Source organism: Streptomyces sp. NPDC044106, from assembly GCF_056433985.1.
Window position 1 is genome coordinate 178,358 of sequence record NZ_JBWKFZ010000005.1, and the last position, 17,466, is coordinate 195,823.

General features: G+C 73.3%; 13 protein-coding genes. 9 read left to right on the top strand and 4 right to left on the bottom strand.

Annotation, left to right across the window (positions count from 1 at the left end; translation table 11 throughout):
* Positions 1-134: 134 nt before the first annotated feature.
* The 8 genes from AC07DI_RS10455 to AC07DI_RS10490 all read left to right on the top strand — a co-directional run bounded on the left by AC07DI_RS10455 (position 135) and on the right by AC07DI_RS10490 (position 12,537).
* Positions 135-3,488: an FtsX-like permease family protein gene (locus AC07DI_RS10455; protein WP_478903625.1), complete on the top strand. Its 3,354-nt coding sequence runs from the start codon at positions 135-137 to the stop codon at positions 3,486-3,488.
* Positions 3,489-3,498: 10 nt separating this feature from the next.
* On the top strand, positions 3,499-6,237 hold the full coding sequence (locus AC07DI_RS10460) for a hypothetical protein (RefSeq protein ID WP_478903627.1): 2,739 nt from the start codon (positions 3,499-3,501) through the stop codon (positions 6,235-6,237).
* Positions 6,230-7,174 (top strand): ABC transporter ATP-binding protein, encoded by a 945-nt coding sequence (locus AC07DI_RS10465; RefSeq protein ID WP_478903629.1) that lies wholly within the window; start codon positions 6,230-6,232, stop codon positions 7,172-7,174. Before AC07DI_RS10460 ends, AC07DI_RS10465 begins: the two co-directional genes overlap by 8 nt.
* A 17-nt stretch (positions 7,175-7,191) precedes the next feature.
* Positions 7,192-7,860 (top strand): ABC transporter ATP-binding protein, encoded by a 669-nt coding sequence (locus AC07DI_RS10470; RefSeq protein WP_478903974.1) that lies wholly within the window; start codon positions 7,192-7,194, stop codon positions 7,858-7,860.
* Positions 7,861-8,025: 165 nt separating this feature from the next.
* Complete coding sequence (locus AC07DI_RS10475) at positions 8,026-10,572, top strand: sensor histidine kinase (protein WP_478903631.1); 2,547 nt, start codon at positions 8,026-8,028, stop codon at positions 10,570-10,572.
* A 32-nt stretch (positions 10,573-10,604) separates the two neighbouring features.
* Positions 10,605-11,288, top strand: coding sequence for a response regulator (locus AC07DI_RS10480; protein ID WP_384260081.1), 684 nt, complete (start codon positions 10,605-10,607; stop codon positions 11,286-11,288).
* 106 nt (positions 11,289-11,394) lie between these two features.
* Positions 11,395-11,793 carry an OB-fold nucleic acid binding domain-containing protein gene (locus AC07DI_RS10485; RefSeq protein WP_478903633.1) on the top strand — a complete coding sequence of 133 codons (399 nt, stop codon included), beginning with the start codon at positions 11,395-11,397 and terminating at the stop codon, positions 11,791-11,793.
* Between the two features lie 3 nt (positions 11,794-11,796).
* Positions 11,797-12,537: a DUF3159 domain-containing protein gene (locus AC07DI_RS10490; protein WP_384260076.1), complete on the top strand. Its 741-nt coding sequence runs from the start codon at positions 11,797-11,799 to the stop codon at positions 12,535-12,537.
* 142 nt (positions 12,538-12,679) lie between these two features.
* On the opposite strand, the gene AC07DI_RS10495 is transcribed toward AC07DI_RS10490, so the two are convergent.
* The 4 genes from AC07DI_RS10495 to AC07DI_RS10510 form a co-directional block, all read right to left on the bottom strand.
* On the bottom strand, positions 12,680-13,357 hold the full coding sequence (locus AC07DI_RS10495; RefSeq protein WP_384260073.1) for a potassium channel family protein: 678 nt from the start codon (positions 13,355-13,357) through the stop codon (positions 12,680-12,682).
* Entirely contained in the window at positions 13,357-14,025 is a 669-nt protein-coding gene (locus AC07DI_RS10500) for a potassium channel family protein (RefSeq protein ID WP_356249822.1), read from the bottom strand. Before AC07DI_RS10500 ends, AC07DI_RS10495 begins: the two co-directional genes overlap by 1 nt.
* A 220-nt stretch (positions 14,026-14,245) precedes the next feature.
* Positions 14,246-14,485, bottom strand: coding sequence for a hypothetical protein (locus AC07DI_RS10505; protein WP_384260071.1), 240 nt, complete (start codon positions 14,483-14,485; stop codon positions 14,246-14,248).
* Positions 14,485-14,817: an ArsR/SmtB family transcription factor gene (locus AC07DI_RS10510; protein ID WP_478903636.1), complete on the bottom strand. Its 333-nt coding sequence runs from the start codon at positions 14,815-14,817 to the stop codon at positions 14,485-14,487. Before AC07DI_RS10510 ends, AC07DI_RS10505 begins: the two co-directional genes overlap by 1 nt.
* Positions 14,818-15,070: 253 nt before the next feature.
* On the opposite strand from AC07DI_RS10510, the gene AC07DI_RS10515 reads away from it, so the two are divergent.
* Positions 15,071-17,455, top strand: coding sequence for an MMPL family transporter (locus tag AC07DI_RS10515; protein WP_478903638.1), 2,385 nt, complete (start codon positions 15,071-15,073; stop codon positions 17,453-17,455).
* Positions 17,456-17,466: the final 11 nt, after the last annotated feature.

Sequence of the window (17,466 nt, forward strand, 5' to 3'; positions counted from 1 at the left end):
ACTTCACTCGGGGTTCGCCCCGCGGCCCCCGACCGGCCTTGTGGCCCGTGGTGGTTCCGGTTCGTCCGGATCCATTGCGGGCCGCTTTCGCGTCCGCCCATACTGTGCCGGTCACTCGGGGGGAGACCGGTGCGGTGAGGGGACGACGGCTGCCCGCTGCGGTGCGGGGGAGCCTGCACCACGGGCTCGTGCTGGGAGCGGCCGGGCTCGCCGTGCTGCTCGCCGCCACCGTGCTCGCGGCCCTTGCGGGACTGTCCGAGAAGGCCGTCGAGGGCGCCATCCAGCGGCGGCTCGCCGCCGACCGCGACGCCGTCGTCGAGGTCGCGGGACCCCACAGGCCCGACGGCGCACGGGAGTTGGACCGGGACGTACGAGCCGCACTCGACCGTACGTACGGTGGCGTCCCCCACCGCACCTGGGCCGCGCTGCGCGCTCCCGCGGCCCGCAACGACGAACTCGCCGTCACCGAGGCCGCGGGCCACCCGCGCGAGGACGCCACCGTCTCCGTCGTCGCCCTGGAGGGCGCCACGCGGCACGCCCGGCTGGTGGCCGGGCGGTGGCCGCGAGCCGACGGGGGGCCGGGCGCGGCGGCACCGGCCGAGGCCGCGCTGACCGAGCCGGCCGCCGCCGAGCTCGCCGTGCGGACCGGCGACGAGATCACCGTTCGGGGCGCGGACGAACGCCCGGTGACGCTGCGGATCGTCGGGGTGTACGCCGCCGGGAAGCGCACGCCCGCGGTGTGGGCCTCGCTGAGCAGTACGTTCGGGACGCCCGACTCGATCGCCGTCATACCCCGCGCCGCCTTCGCCCGCAGCGAGCCACTGACCGCGGACGCCACCGCGCTGTGGCTCGGGGTGCCGCGGACGGGCGGCCCGCGGCTGGGTGACATCGGGGCGCTGCGGGAACGGACCAGGAGATTCGCGGGCAGCGATGCGTCGCGGTCGGTGCTGCGCGGGGAGCAGGGCAGGCCGGGGGAGCGAAGTGAGGCGGACGGACGGGGCGTAAACCGCGGTGGCGCCGGGGAGTTGACCTTGTCGGGCGGGCTGCGCCGGGCACTCGACCGGCTCACCACCCCGATCGCCGTCGCCCGCGCCGGGCTCTACGTCCCCGCGACCCTCCTCGCCGCGCTCGCCGTTGCCGCCCTCGTGCTCACCGCGCGGCAACTCGCCGAACACCGCCGCCCCGAGCTGGCGTTACTGGCCGCGCGCGGCGCAGGCACCCGGCGGATCGCCCTGTCCACGGCCGGGCAATGGGCCTGCGTCGCCGTGCCCGCGGGGCTCGCCGCGCCCTTCCTCGCGGGACCCCTGCTCCACGTACTCGAAGGAGCCGGGCTCATCGGGGGCGAGGTGCCCGCGTCGGTGGTGACCGGCGTGGGGTGGGCGGCCGCCCTGGCCGCCCTCGTCGTGCACGGCCTCGCGGTACTCGTGCCGACCGTGCGGGTCGTACGGGACCGGCGGGCGGTGGCCCGGCTGCGGCTGCGGGGCGCGCGGTTCGCCGGGGTCCAGCGGATCGGGGCGGACCTGGCGCTCGCCGCGGTCGCCGTGCTCGGCTGGCTGCAACTGCGGCAGTACCGCTCGCCGGTGACCGGCGGCAGCGGCCTGGACCCGGTTCTCGTGCTCGCGCCCGTCGCGATGACCGTGGCCGCCGCGCTGCTCGTCCTGCGGTTCCTGCCGCTGCTCGCCCGCGTCGTCGACCCGCTCGCGCGGCGCGCACGCGGGCTCGTCCTGCCGCTCGGCGGCTGGCAGCTCGGCCGGCGCGCGGCCCGGCACGCCGGACCGGCCCTGGTGGTGACCCTCGCGCTCGCCGTCGCCGCGTTCAGCAGCACGGCACTGGCCGTCCTGGACCGCGGCGACCGGGACCAGGCCGCGTTCCAGGTCGGCGCCGACCTGCGCATCGAACCGGGCGAGGGGGTGCCTCCCGGTGAACGGCGCGCCGTCTACGGGGCGTTGCCGGGCGCCGGGCCCGTCACGCCCGTGATCACCTCGGAGGGGTACGCCGGTCAGGACGCGGTGGCCGTGACCGCGGTCGACACCGTGCGGGGCCCGGTGCCCTCGCTGCGCGGGGACCTCGCGGAGCGGCCCCTGCGGGACCTCGTGGCGCCACTGGGGGAGAGGGTGCCCGAGCACGGGCTTCCGCTGCGGGGGACCGCGCCGGGGGCCGGGCGGGATGACGGCCGGGGACCGGCGAAGGAACTGCCGCTGCGGGCGCGGTTGTCGGCCGACGGGGGCGGGACCGTCGTGCCCGTCCGGCTCACCGTCTTCTTCGAGGACGGCGACGGGCTGAGCCATGCGAGTTCCGTGGTGATCGAGGAGGGCGGCGCCCGGAGCGTGCCGCTGAAGGTGCCGGCGCGCGGCGAGGGCGTACGCATCCTGCAGATCGACCTGAGCATGACCGGGGAACGGGTGCGCCGCACCTACCGCCTGACCATCGATCAGGTGCCGGGGCTCGCGGGGCACGCGCGGTGGCGTGATCTGCGGGCCGATCCGCCCGACCGGCATGCGGCGGGCTGCCCGGGGGCGGCGCGGGAGCGGGGACGCGACGGGAGGCGCCCGCCTTCCGGGGAGGCGCCCGGGCCCGTCCTGTGCGCCGACCGGCCCGCCGCCGGAAAGCTCATCGACGCGGTGCTGCGGGGGCCCGACAGCCGGTTGCGGTACCCCACGTGGAACGTACGGCTCGGCACGGACCGCGCCACGGGCCGCCCCGCCGCACCCGCCCTCGCCGACGACGCGCTCCTCGACTCCGGGGCGGTGCGGGTCGGGGACACGGTGACGGTGCGGCGTGGGGGAGGCGGGAGCGCGCGGGTCGAGATCGTCGGGCGGATCGCGGCGCTGCCCGGGCTGCCGCGCGACCGGCCCCGGCTGCTCGCCGACGCCCGTGCGATGGCCGCCCAGTGGGTCCTGAGCGGGGCGTTGCCCCAGGCGGAGAGCGCGTGGTGGGTGGGGGTCCGCGGGGCGGACGCGTCGGCGGCCGTGGCGGCGGTGCGCGCCGATCCGCGGCTCGGGCACGCGGTGGACGTCCCGTCGGTGCGGGAGGAATTGGCCGACGATCCGCTGCGGCGCGGGGCGCGTGGGGCCCTCGTGCTCTGTCTGGTGCTCGCGCCCGCCTTCGCCGTCATCGCGTTCGCCCTGCACACGGCCCTCTCCGCACGGGCGAGGGAGCGGGAGTTCGGACTGCTGCGGGCGCTCGGGATGCGGCGCGGGCAACTGGCGGCGTACCTGTGGACGGAGCAGCTGGCGCTCGCCGGGGTGGCGGCGCTGCTCGGCACGGTACTGGGGGCGGCCCTCGCCGAGCTGATCATCCCGGTGGTGACGGTCGACGCGGTGGGGAAGCCGGTCTTCCCGGGGCTGGTGGCGGCGGTGCCGTGGGTGCGGGTGGGGGTGACGGCCGGGGCGGCCACCGCGGTGATCTGCGGGGTGGTGACGGTGGCGGCGCGGCTCCTGGGGCGGGTCGATCCGGCGTGGGTGCTGCGGGCGGGGGATGACGTGTGAGGGGGCTGCCGTGAAGCGCGGATGGTGGCGGCGTGCGCCCCTGACGATCGGGCTCGGGCTGCTCGTCGCCGTTCTGGTCGGCGTCGCCGGTGCGGCTCCCGGCCTCCTCGAACGGCTGGGCGGGGGCGCGCTGGCGGCGCGGTTCGATCAGGTGCAGCGGACGGCGCCCGGTGTGGTGCACAGCGCCCGGATCGACCCGGAGCAGCCGCGCCCCGGCGAGAGAAGCGATCTCGGCGCGGACCTCGCGCGCTACGCGACGGCCATCGAGAACGCGGCCCCGGCCGCGCTCCGCGGGACCCTCGTACACGACTCGACGCGTATCCGACTGCCCACGGTGGGCGGGGACGCGGCGGCTGGTGGGGCGAACCCCATCCCCCTGTCCCTCTCCCTCACCTACGCCTCCGACGCCCCGCCCCCCAGCGCCTACCTCGCAGGCCGCCCACCCCGCGCGCGCGGCGAGAGCGTGGAGATCGCCGTCTCCGCACGGACGCGCGACACGCTCGGGCTCGGTGTCGGCCGGCGTATCGCGCTGCGCGGTGGCGCCATGGAGAACGCCGACGCGGTCGGGGTGGTCGTCGGGGTCTTCCGGACCGCGGGGGGCGAGCGGCTATGGGCCGAACAGCCGCTCCTCGTGCGGCCGTTGCCCGGACGGACCGGCGCGGCAACGGCCGTCGGCGCGCTGGTCGCCCCCCGCGGCGCCGAGATCCTGCAGACCCAGTCGGACGCCGAACTCACCGTCGAGTGGAACATGCGGCTTGGTCTTGGGGAGTCGGCCGCCGAGCGGTTCGTGGGGGAGCGGGGGGAGCGCGCGTTCCGGCGGCTCATGGCCCGTTACCCACCCGCCGCGAAGAACGCCTTCTGCGACACCCCGACGTACGGAGGCAAGTGGTGCGTCCTCGGTACCCACCCCGCGAGCGAACTGGAGACCGACACCGAACTGAGCGACACCTTCGAGGAGTTCGGGCGCCAGTGGCGGCAGGCGCGCGTCGTGATGTCGTTCGCGCCGGCCACGCTGCTCGGCGTGGGGCTCGCCGCCGTCGTAGTGACGTCGCTCCTTGTGGTGCGCCGACGGCTCGCCGCGGACCGGCTGCTGAGGGCGCGCGGAGCCTCCGCCACCGGGCTCGCACTCGGGCGCGCGGCGGAGAACGCGCCCGCCGCGGTGCTCGGGTTCTGTCTCGGCGGCGCGGCGGCGTCGGCGGTGCCGGGGAGCTCACCCGCGTACGGGCAAGGGCTGGCCGTGGCCCTGCTCTGCTGGCTGCCGCTGCCGCTCCTCACCTGGGCCGCGGTGCGGGACCGGGCCGTGCTGGGCCACCGGGAGCCGCGGGGCGCGGGGCGTCGGCAGGTGGCCGAGGCGCTGGTGCTGCTGCTCGCCGCGGGCGGCGTCCTGGCGCTGCGGGCGCGGGGCACGCGAGGGGCGGCGGGGCCGGATCCGCTGCTCGCCGCGGTGCCGGTGCTCCTTGGGCTCGCGACGGTCGCCGTGCTGGTGCGGTGCTGTCCCCGGCCGCTGCGCGTGGTGGCGCGGTGGTCGGCCCGGGGGCGCGGCGCCGTGGCGCTCGTCGCGCTGTCCCGGGCCGCCAAGGAGGCTCCCGCGCGCGGCCTCGCGTTGCTCGTCCTCGTGGTGACGCTCTCCGGCGCCGTCTTCGGAGGACTCATCTCGGGGACGCTGGCCGACGGGCGGCGCGCCGCGGCGGCCTGGCAGGTGGGCGCCGACGCCTCCTTCCTGGACGCCGGACGCGACCCCGGCATGGCGGCACGCCTGGCACGCGCGCGTGGCGTACGGGAAGCGGTGGCGGTACGGCAGCTGCGGGTCGACCCGGTGAGCGGCAGGGACGGGGGGCGGTACGGGCGCTCCAGCCTGGTCGGGGTGGACGGCGCCACGCTGCGGGCGGCGGTGGACGGTTCGGCCGCCGCGCGCGCCCTGGCCGACGCGGGCCTCACGAAGAGCGGGGACGGCCGGGAGATCCGGGTGCTGGCCTCCGAAGGGCACGCCGGGGACCTGCTCACCTTCACCCGGCACGGCAAGGAGACGCGGCTGCGGATCGTCGGCACGCTGCCCGAGGAGGTGCGGCGCGATGCCGCCCTCGGGCCCGTGCGCGGCCTGACCGGAACCCGGCAGCACCTGCTCCTCACCGACAACCGCGACCTGCGCGCCTTCACCGCCGCCGAGTTCGAGGAGTCCGCGCTCCTGCTGTACGGGGAGCGGGTGGACGCCGAGGCGCTGCGTGCCCTCGTACCGCGTGCCGCCCCCGGGACGACCGGCGGGGAGCTCCGCATCAGCGCCGAGGAGCAGGCGGCGGCCGACGACGACCGGCTCGTCGCCGCCGTGACCGTGGCGCACACCGCCTGCACCGCACTCGCCGTGCTCCTCGCGCTCCTTGCCCTCGTCCTCGACCTGCTCCTGTCCGCGCCCGCGCGCGGGCGCACGACCGCCTTCCTGCGCACCCTGGGTCTCGGCGGTCGCGCCGCCTCCGCGCTGCAACTGCTGCAACTCCTGCCCCTGGTGCTCGCGGCCGTCGCAGGCGGCGTCACGCTCGGCCTGACCCTGCCCTGGCTGCTCGGTCCCGCCCTTGACCTGCGGGAGTTCACCGGCGGGCCCGCCGCGCCCGACCGGCATGTCGACGTGCTGTTCACGGCGGCGCTGGGCGCGGGACTCTGTGTCCTGGTCGCCGCGGCGGTGGGCGTGGAGATCTGGCTCGGCCGGCGCCGGGGGCTCGGCGCCGTCCTGCGACTCGGGAGATCCGATGACTGAACGGGCGGGAGCGATGACCGAGCTGGCCGCACTGGAGGCGCGGGCCCGCGCCGCGGGGCGTCCCGCGGCCGACGAGGGCCTCGTCGTCTGCGACAACCTCGTCCGGGTCTACCGCACCGAGGAGGTCGAGGTGCAGGCGCTCCAGGGCCTCGACCTGGTCGTCGCGGCCGGCGAGTGCGTGGCCCTGGTCGGCGCATCGGGGTCCGGCAAGTCCACGCTCCTGTCGATCCTCTCCGGGCTCGACCTGCCCACCGCAGGCCGCGCGAAGGTCGCGGGCCACGACCTGCTCGCCATGGGGCGCCGCGAGCGCCTCGGCTACCGCAGGCACACCGTCGGCTTCGTCTGGCAGCAGACCGGACGCAATCTCCTGCCCTACCTGACCGCACTGGAGAACGTGGCGCTGCCGATGAAGTACGCGCGCGTGCCGCGCCGTTCGCGTCAGGAGAGGGCCGCCGGACTGCTGGGCGTGCTCGGCGTCGCGCACTGCCGCGACCGGCGGCCCGCCGAGCTCTCCGGCGGCGAACAGCAACGGGTGGCCGTCGCGGTCGCCACCGCCAACTCCCCGCGCGTACTGCTCGCCGACGAGCCGACCGGCGAGCTGGACACGGCCAGTGGCGAGGATGTCTTCGCGGCGCTGCGCCGCGCGAACGAAGAGCTCGGCACGACCGTCTTCGTCGTCACCCACGACCCCTTGGTCGCCGATCAGGTCCGGCGCACGGTGCGCATCCGTGACGGCAGGACGTCGACGGAGACGCTCAGGGAACGGGGCGGCGCAGGCGAGGAGTTCACGGTTCTGGACAGGGCGGGGCGGTTGCAGGTGCCGGGGGAGTACGTCGAGCGGTACGGGTTGCGGGGGCGGGTGCGGCTCACGGCGGAGCCGGGGCATGTGGGGGTGTGGCCGGATGGACCCAGGGGCGTACGAAGGAGCGACCGGTGACAGTGAGCGCGCGGGACATGGTCGTCGTCGAGGGCCTCCACCGGACGTACGGCAGCGGAGCCGCGGCCGTGCACGCCCTGCGCGGCGTCTCCTTCTCCGTCCCGCGCGGCGAGCTCGTCGCGCTGAAGGGCCGCTCCGGATCCGGCAAGACGACGCTGCTCAACCTCGTCGGCGGCCTCGACTCCCCGGACCACGGGAAGATCGCCGTCGACGGGGTCGAGCTCGCGGGGCTCGGCGAGAGCGGCCTGCTGGAGCTGCGCAGGGACCGGCTCGGCTTCATCTTCCAATCCTTCGGCCTCATCCCCATCCTCACCGCCGCCGAGAACGTCGGCGTGCCCCTGCGGCTGCGGAAGACCGACCCCCGCGCGCGGGAGGAGCGCGTCGCCCTCCTCCTCGCCCTCGTGGGCCTCGCCGACCACGCGGGGCAGCGGCCCGGCGAGCTCTCCGGCGGCCAGCAGCAGCGCGTGGCCATCGCCCGCGCCCTCGCCAACAAGCCCGCCCTGCTGATCGCCGACGAGCCCACCGGGCAGCTCGACGCGGAGACCGGGCTCGCCGTGATGGAGCTGCTGCGCGCGGTCGTCCGCAGCGAGGGCGTCACCGCCCTGGTCGCCACCCACGACGCGACACTGCTCGACCTGGCCGACCGGGTCCTCGAACTGCGCGACGGCGAGATCGTCGAACACTGATCCGAGCGGCCCGAAGACCGCCCGCGGACCGCCCACGGGTGGGGCAGTCGCGCATCAGGGTTCTGTCAAGGAGCGCCCCACCGTACCCCCTCGTCCGCAATGCCGGAATTGTTGGCCGTAAGGTCGACGCTGCGTACACAGCAGTTTCCGAAAGACAATGGGGCCATGGCACGCGGCAAGCTTCGGATCTACCTCGGCGCGGCACCGGGCGTCGGCAAGACGTACGCCATGCTCTCCGAGGCGCACCGCCGCACCGAGCGCGGCACCGACTGCGTGGTCGCCTTCGTGGAGCACCACGGCAGGCCGCGCACCGAGGTGATGCTGCGCGGCCTCACCGAGGTCGCCCGCAAGGAGCTCGAGTACCGCGGCACGGCCTTCACCGAGATGGACGTCGACGCGGTCCTGGAGCGCGCCCCCGCCGTCGCCCTGGTCGACGAGCTCGCCCACACCAACGTCCCCGGCTCCCGCAACGCCAAGCGCTGGCAGGACGTCGAGGAACTCCTCGCGGCCGGCATCGACGTCGTCTCGACCGTGAACATCCAGCACCTGGAGTCCCTGGGCGACGTCGTCGAGTCGATCACCGGCGTACGCCAGCGCGAGACCGTGCCGGACGAGGTGGTGCGCCGCGCCGACCAGATCGAGCTGGTCGACATGTCGCCCGAGGCGCTGCGCCGCCGCATGGCGCACGGCAACATCTACCAGCCCGACCGCATCGACGCGTCCCTCTCCAACTACTTCCGGCCCGGCAACCTCACGGCGCTGCGCGAGCTCGCGCTGCTCTGGGTCGCCGACCGCGTCGACGAATACCTCCAGCAGTACCGGGGCGAGCACAACATCCGCTCCACCTGGCAGGCCCGCGAGCGCATCGTCGTCGGACTGACCGGCGGCCCGGAGGGGCGCACGCTGATCAGGCGCGCCTCCCGGATGGCAGCCAAGGGCTCCGGCAGCGAGATCCTCGCCGTCTACATCGCCCGCAGCGACGGTCTGACCGGCGCGTCCCCCAAGGAACTCGCCGTCCAGCGCACCCTCGTCGAGGATCTCGGCGGCACTTTCCACCACGTCATAGGCGACGACATACCGGCCGCGCTCCTCGACTTCGCGCGCGGTGTCAACGCCACCCAGATCGTCCTCGGCTCCTCGCGCCGCAAGACCTGGCAGTACGTCTTCGGGCCCGGCGTCGGCGCGACCGTCGCCCGCGACTCGGGACCCGACCTGGACGTGCACATCGTCACGCACGGCGAGGTCGCCAAGGGGCGCGGGCTGCCCGTCGCGCGCGGGGCCCGCCTGGGCCGCTCCCGGGTCATCTGGGGCTGGCTGGTCGGCGTCGCGGGGCCCGCGCTCCTGACGCTGCTGCTCACCCATGCCGACACCGACCTCGGCCTCGCCAACGACATGCTGCTCTTCCTGACGCTCACCATCGCCGCCGCGCTGGTGGGCGGGCTCCTCCCGGCGCTCGCGTCGGCGGCCGTCGGCTCGCTGCTGCTCAACTACTACTTCACGCCGCCGCTGCACCTGTGGACGGTCTCCAACAACAAGAACATCGTCGCGATCGCCGTGTTCGTGGGCGTAGCGGTGTCGGTGGCCTCCGTCGTCGACCTCGCGGCCCGGCGCACCGCGCAGGCGGCCAGGCTCCGGGCCGAGGCGGAGATACTCTCCTTCCTCGCCGGCAGCGTGCTGCGCGGCGAGACCAGCCTGGAGGCCCTGCTCGAACGGGTGCGCGAGACCTTCGCCATGGAGTCCGTGGCCCTCCTGGAGCGCGCGAGCGACACCGAACCCTGGACCTGCGCGGGCAGCGCGGGCGACGGCCGCCCGCTGGAACGCCCCGAGAACGCCGACGTCGACGTGCCCGTCGGCGACCACATGGCGCTCGCCCTCTCCGGCCGGGTGCTGCCCGCCGCGGACCGCCGCGTACTGGCCGCGTTCGCCGCGCAGGCCGCTGTCGTCCTGGATCGCCAGCGCCTGCAGTCCGAGGCGGACCGGGCCCGCACCCTGGCCGAGGGCAACCGCATCCGCACCGCCCTGCTCGCCGCCGTCAGCCACGACCTGCGCACGCCGCTTGCGGGCATCAAGGCGGCCGTCTCCTCGCTGCGCTCCGACGACGTGGAGTGGTCGGAGGAGGACGAGGCCGAGCTCCTGGAGGGCATCGAGGACGGCGCCGACCGGCTGGAGCACCTGGTCGGCAACCTGCTCGACATGTCCCGGCTCCAGACCGGCACCGTCACCCCGTTGATCCGCGAGATCGACCTCGACGAGGTCGTCCCGATGGCGCTCGGCGGCGTACCCGACGGCAGCGCGGAGCTTGACATACCCGAGACGCTGCCGATGGTCGCCGTCGACAAGGGCCTCCTGGAGCGCGCGGTCGCCAACGTCGTCGAGAACGCGGTGAAGTACGCGCCCGACGGGGAGCCCGTCAAGGTCTCCGCCAGTGCGCTCGGCGAGCGCGTCGAGATCCGCGTGGTGGACCGCGGCCCCGGCGTCCCCGACAGCGCCAAGGACCGCATCTTCGCGCCCTTCCAGCGCTACGGTGACGCTCCGCGCGGTGCCGGGGTGGGCCTCGGCCTCGCCGTCGCCCGCGGCTTCGCCGAGTCCATGGGCGGCACCCTCGCCGCCGAGGACACCCCGGGCGGCGGCCTCACCATGGTCCTCACCCTGCGGGCGGCGGCCGGACGGCCGCAGACCCGCTCCGAGCTCTCGGCCCAGGTCACCTCGTGACCGCGAACCAGAAGCCAGAAAGGCAGGCAAGCATGACCCGGGTGCTCGTGGTCGACGACGAGCCGCAGATCGTACGCGCCCTCGTGATCAACCTGAAGGCGCGCAAGTACGAGGTGGACTCGGCCCCCGACGGCGCGACCGCGCTGCAGGTGGCGGCCGCCCGCCACCCCGACGTGATCGTGCTCGACCTCGGTCTGCCCGACATGGACGGTGTGGAGGTCATCAGGGGCCTGCGCGGCTGGACGCGCGTCCCGATCCTGGTCCTCTCCGCCCGGCACAGCTCGGACGAGAAGGTCGAGGCGCTGGACGCGGGCGCCGACGACTACGTGACCAAGCCCTTCGGCATGGACGAGCTCCTCGCCCGGCTGCGCGCCGCCGTTCGCAGGGCGGAGCCCACCGGGCCCGGCGAGGGGGACGTGCTGGTCGACACCGGGGACTTCTCCGTCGACCTCGCCGCCAAGAAGGTCAACCGGGGCGGCCGCGACGTCCGCCTCACCCCGACCGAGTGGCACCTCCTGGAGGTCCTGGTGCGCAACACCGGCCGGCTGGTCAGCCAGAAGCAACTGCTCCAGGAGGTGTGGGGGCCCTCGTACGGCACGGAGACGAACTACCTCCGCGTCTACATGGCGCAGCTGCGCCGCAAGCTGGAGACGGACCCCGCGCACCCGCGGCACTTCATCACGGAACCCGGCATGGGGTACCGGTTCGAGAAGTGACCGGATTACTTGCTTCAGGGGGCGTCACAGCGGGTACTGAGCGGACATAAGCACAGATGAGCGCACCGCTTTCCGCAGTGTCGGCGTACCCCGGTACGCTTCTTGTATGAGTGCTGTTCCTGGTTCCGAAAGGCCGGCGGGCCGCTTCCGGCGCATGCTCGACCGGCTCTCCTCCTCCCAGGAGGATCTGGAGTCGGAGGAGCTGCGCGAGGACGCCGAGACAGCGGGCTGCGTCCGCATCGGCGACTGCCAAGACCGCCAGATCGTCACCGTTACTGGTACCTTGCGCACGGTCACCCTGCGTCCGCGCGCCGGGGTTCCCGCCCTGGAGGCCGAGCTGTTCGACGGTTCGGCGGCGCTGGACGTGGTGTGGCTCGGCAGGCGCTCCATCGTGGGGATAGAACCGGGGCGCAAGCTGATCGCGTCGGGCCGGATCTCGATGAGCCGGGGCCGCCGGGTGCTCTTCAACCCCAAGTACGAACTCAGACCCCTCGGACGGGAGTAGCCGGTGACGTCCCTCGACAAGCCGACGGACCAAGGGACCGCGGATCAGGACGCCGATTCCAGGGCCGTGACCGAGGCAGCGCTCTTCGAAGCCTTCGGCGGCGTGCGGGGCATGGTGGAGACGGTCGTACCCGGCCTGCTCTTCGTGACCATCTTCACGATCAACAAGGACCTGCACATGTCGGCCATCGCGGCCGTCGCGGTGTCCCTGGTGCTCGTCGCGGTCCGCCTGGTCATGAAGGACACCGTCAAGCACGCCTTCAGCGGCGTCTTCGGTGTCGTCTTCGGTGTGGTCTTCGCGATGATGACCGGCAACGCCAAGGACTTCTACCTGCCGGGCATGCTCTACACCCTGGGCCTCGCCCTGGCCTACATGATCACGACCCTCGCGGGCGTGCCCCTGATCGGCCTCATCCTCGGCCCGGTCTTCAAGGAGAACCTCTCCTGGCGCACCCGCAACCCCGGCCGCAAGAAGGCCTACGCGAAGGCCAGCTGGGCCTGGGGTCTGATCCTGCTCGCCAAGTGCGCGATCCTCTTCCCGCTGTACTGGTGGGCGGACACGACGCAGTTCGGCTGGGTCCTGGTGGCCCTCAAGATCCCCCCCTTCCTGCTCGCCGTCTACCTCACCTGGGTCTTCCTCGCGAAGGCCCCGCCCCCGATCGACGTCTTCGCGGAAATGGAAGCGCAGGAAGAGGCGGAGAAGCAGCGCGAGGCAGAGCGGACCCGGGAACGCCGGGACGCCTGAGCGAGGCGGGTCTTCGGGGGCGCGGGGAACTGCGCGACCAGCCACGACGCACCCGCAGAAAGCACGCAACGCACGCAAAGCCGATGGGGGCGCCCGGAAATCACCGGGCGCCCCCATCGACGTACAGCCGGCCGGGGCGGCCTCAGCCCCCCGTCACCTCACGCCGCACCGAAAGCAGATCCTCCAACTGCTCCTCCCGAGCCTGCGCCGCCACGAAGAGCAGCTCGTCACCCGCCTCGAGCGAGTCGTCCGCGGTGGGCGCGAGAACGCGCGTACCGCGGATGATCGTGACCAGCGAGGTGTCCTCGGGCCACTGGACGTCGCCGACCTGCGTACCCGCGAGGGCCGACTCCGGCGGCAGCGTCAGCTCGACGAGGTTCGCGTCGCCGTGGCTGAAGCGGAGCAGCCGCACCAGATCGCCGACGCTCACCGCCTCCTCGACGAGCGCGGACATCAGGCGCGGCGTGGAGACCGCGACGTCGACACCCCAGGACTCGTTGAAGAGCCACTCGTTCTTGGGGTTGTTGACGCGGGCGACGACGCGCGGCACGCCGTACTCGGTCTTCGCGAGCAGCGAGACGACGAGGTTGACCTTGTCGTCGCCGGTGGCCGCGATGACCACGTTGCAGCGCTGCAGCGCCGCCTCGTCCAGGGACGTGATCTCGCAGGCGTCGGCGAGCAGCCACTCGGCCTGCGGGACGCGCTCGACCGAGATGGCGGTCGGCGCCTTGTCGATGAGAAGGACCTCGTGGCCGTTCTCCAGGAGCTCACCGGCGATGGAGCGGCCCACCGCGCCGGCTCCGGCAATGGCGACCCTCATCAGTGACCGCCCTCCTCGGGGCCTTCGGCGAACGCCGCCTCGACCTTGTCGACCTGGTCGGTGCGCATCATGACGTGCACGAGATCGCCCTCCTGCAGAACCGTCTGCGAGGTCGGCAGGACCGCCTCGCCCAGCCGGGTGAGGAAGGCCACGCGCACGCCGGTCTCCTCCTGGAGCTGGCTGATCTTGTGTCCGATCCAGGCCGCGGACGCGTGCACCTCGGCGAGCTGCACGCCACCGGTGGGATCGCGCCACAGCGGCTCGGCGCCGGACGGGAGCAGCCGGCGCAGCATCTGGTCGGCGGTCCAGCGGACCGTGGCGACCGTCGGGATGCCCAGGCGCTGGTAGACCTCGGCGCGGCGCGGGTCGTAGATGCGGGCCGCGACGTTCTCGATGCCGAACATCTCGCGGGCCACGCGGGCGGCGATGATGTTGGAGTTGTCGCCGCTTGAGACGGCCGCGAAGGCGCCCGCCTCCTCGATGCCGGCCTCGCGCAGGGTGTCCTGGTCGAAGCCGACGCCGGTCACGCGGCGGCCGCCGAAACCGGAGCCGAGGCGGCGGAAGGCGGTCGGGTCCTGGTCGACCACGGCGACCGTGTGCCCCTGTTGTTCGAGATTCTGCGCGAGAGCGGACCCGACTCTCCCGCAGCCCATGATGACGATGTGCACCTGTTCTTTACCCCGCACTCCTGGTCAACCCGCTGACCTGCGAAAACATCGTGCTCACTCTTCTCTCTCACTCTGCTGGCAACCACGGGGCAACAGCGTGCGGCGTTGCCAAGAGACGAGCTTAAGCCGCAACCGGGTCCACGCACTCACCCGCGTGGACGCGAGAGGCCCGGCGCGGGATGCCCGCGCGGGCCGGTCGGTCCACGCTGACGCGGGCCGGTCAGTCCACGCTGCGGAGCAGACCCTCGACGTTCTGCAGCCGGTGGCCGAGTTCGACGAGCTGCAGGCGGGTCGCCTCCTGCTCGGACCTGGCGCGCTCCACGGCCTCGCGGTAGCCCTGCATGGCCTCGGCGTACTGACGGTCGCGCTCCTTGTTGCGCTGCGTCTGGAAGTACGCGACCGCGACGACCGCGCCGGCGAGTATCAGGAAAAAGGCGACCGGAATGATCACGTCTTCCACTAGGACGTCCCCCTTGGTGAGTGCTGCTCTTCCTCGTCCGGCGGATTCTGCCGGAGAGCGGCGACGATCGTATCGACGTTCAACCGCACGTCGAACGGGGCCAGTTCGAAGTACTTGAGCGCCTTGCCGTCGTCGGACAGCTCCAGGCGGCCGACGACGAGGCCGGCCTTCTCCATGCGTTCGAGATGCATGTAGAGCAGGGGGCGCGAGACCCCGAGCCGCCGGGCCAGCTCGCTGACGTACAGCTGTCCCGCGGAGAGCTCGCCGATGATCCGCAGGCGCTGCGCGTGGCCCACCGCCGCGAGAAAGGCCAGTAGCTCCTCGCTGTCCATGGCCCGCCTTCGTGCTGGTCCCGAAACCTGTCAGTCAAGGCTTACGCATGACGGGTTCCGCTGTCAACGCGCACCGAAGCAGTCGTGAATGACAGTTGACGGCCCAATCCTTCACCTGTCAGTCTCAGCTGACACATGAAGCACGAACATGAAGCACGAACACGAAGAGCGAGCCTGAAGCGCGAGACGTGCTGAGGCGGACGGGGGAGCGGGCGTGGCAACAGCCGGGAAAGTCGGAGCAGGGGGAACCGAAATGACGGACATGAGGAAGCGGAAAAGATCGGTCACGGTGCGCGTGGCCCGTTGGAGCGCGCTGCACCCGAGCCGGGCGATCATCGGCTGGCTGGTCTTCGTGGCGCTCTGCCTCGGGGGCGGAATAGCGGCAGGCATGAACAGCGCGACCTCAGAGGACTTCCGGGTCGGCGAGGCGGGCCGCGCCGAGGCCCTGGCGACCGAGGGCGGCATCCCGCCGCGGTCCACGGAGCACGTACTGATCCGGGCCGCCTCGGGCCGGCTCGACAAGGCGGCGGCCGACGCCGCCGTCAAGGACATCACCGCCCGGATGAGGGCCCTGCCCGAGGTCGCCGCGGTGGCGCCCCCGGCGCGCTCCGCCGACGGCCGCGTCCTACGGGTCCAGGTGGAGCTGAACGGCTCCGAGCAGGACGACCAGAAGAACGTCCCGCCGCTCCAGGCCGAGACCGAGAAGGCGGCGAAGGCCCACCCGGGCCTGGTCATCGAGGAGACCGGCGACGCCTCCGTCAGCAAGGGCGTCGACGACCAGCGCGACGAGGACCTGCAGTTCTCCGAGGCGATCACGCTGCCCATCACGCTGATCACGCTCGCCGTGGTCTTCGGCTCGGTCCTCATGGCCGGCGTGCCGGTGCTGCTCGCCGTCACCTCGATCATGGCGACGATGGGCCTGGCGATGCTGGCCTCGCACCTGTTGCCGGACACCGGCGTCGGGATGAGCATGATCCTGCTCATCGGCATGGCCGTCGGCGTCGACTACACGCTCTTCTACCTCAAGCGCGAACGCGAGGAGCGGGCCAGGGCGGGCGGCCGCCTCACCTCCGAGGCCCTGGTCGAGGCCGCCGCCGCGACGGCGGGCCGCGCCATCGTGGTCTCCGGAATCGCCGTGATCGTCTCCACCACCGCGCTCTTCCTGGCCCGCGACGTCATCTTCGACTCGCTGGCCACCGGCACCATCCTGGTCGTCGCCGTCGCCGTCATCAGCTCGGTGACCGTGCTGCCCGCCCTGCTGGTCACGCTCGGCCGGCGCACGGAGCGCCGCGCGGCCCGGCGCCTGGCCAAGGGCAAGCCCGTCCGGACGTACGGCGAGAAGGGGTCGGGCGGCCCCGGCCGCGTCTGGACCGCCCTGCTCACCCCGGCCCGCAAGCACCCCGCGCTCACCCTGGGCCTCTCCGTCCTCGTCATGCTGGGCCTCGCGCTACCCGCACTGAACATGAACCTCAAGAACCCGGCGCGGGACAGCTTCTCGCGGGAGATCCCGGCCATGAAGGGGTACGACCGACTGCTCGACGCCTTCCCGGAGCTGCGCGTCCGGCACCTCGTCGTGGTGCGGGGCGACGCCTCACAGGCCGGTGAGGTGCGCGAGGCCCTGACGGAGCTGGACCGCGCCGCGGGGGCCGACCCGCTCTTCTCGCACCTCTCGCATCCGAACTCCTCCGGTGCGCCGAACTCCTCCCGTGCGCCGCTCCTCCGCTCCTCGGAGGACCGGAGGACCACCGTGCTCGAATTGAACGCCCCGCACCCCACGTACTCGAAGAACGCCGAAGACTCGCTGGAGCACCTCCGCGACGACTACATCCCCGCGACCGTCGGCAAGCTGCCCGGCGTCGAGACGGCCGTCACCGGTGAGGTCCCGCGCGGCGTCGACTACGTGGCACACCAGAACCAGAAGCTGCCGCTGGTCCTCGGCTTCCTGCTCCTGATGACCTTCGTCATGACGGTGTTCGCGTTCCGCTCCGTCGTGCTCGGACTGCTCGGCGCCGCCCTCAACCTGCTCTCCGCGGGCTCCGCGCTCGGGCTGCTCGTCCTCGTCTTCCAGGGCGACTGGGCGGAGGGGCTGCTCTCCTTCGACTCGCTCGACGGCATCTCCTCGCGCGTCCCGCTCTTCCTCTTCGTGATCCTCTTCGGGCTCTCGATGGACTACCAGGTCTTCGTGGTCAGCCGGATCCGCGAGGCCGCCCTGAACGGCGTGCCCACGCGGCAGGCGGTCCTCGACGGCATCGCGTCCTCCGCCAAGGTCGTCACCAGCGCCGCGCTCGTCATGGTCAGCGTCTTCGCGAGCTTCGTCATGCTGCACATCCTGGAGATGAAGCAGATGGGCTTCGTCCTCGCGGCCGCCGTCCTGCTCGACGCCTTCGTGATCCGCGTCATGATCCTGCCCGCGGCACTGCTCCTCCTCGGACGCGCCACCTGGTGGCCCTCCGGCGCGATCCGCCGCGCCGAGGCCCGGCTCGCGCAGCGGTACGAGGCTCCGGCCCACGCCCCGGCTCACGCCTCGGCCCATGCCCCGGCTCACGCCTCGGGACACACTTCGGCCCACGTTCCGGGCCCCTCTCCGGAGCATTCGGCCTGGCAAGAGGAGCAGCGCAGGATCGCACAAGGCCGATAACCGGTGAAGTT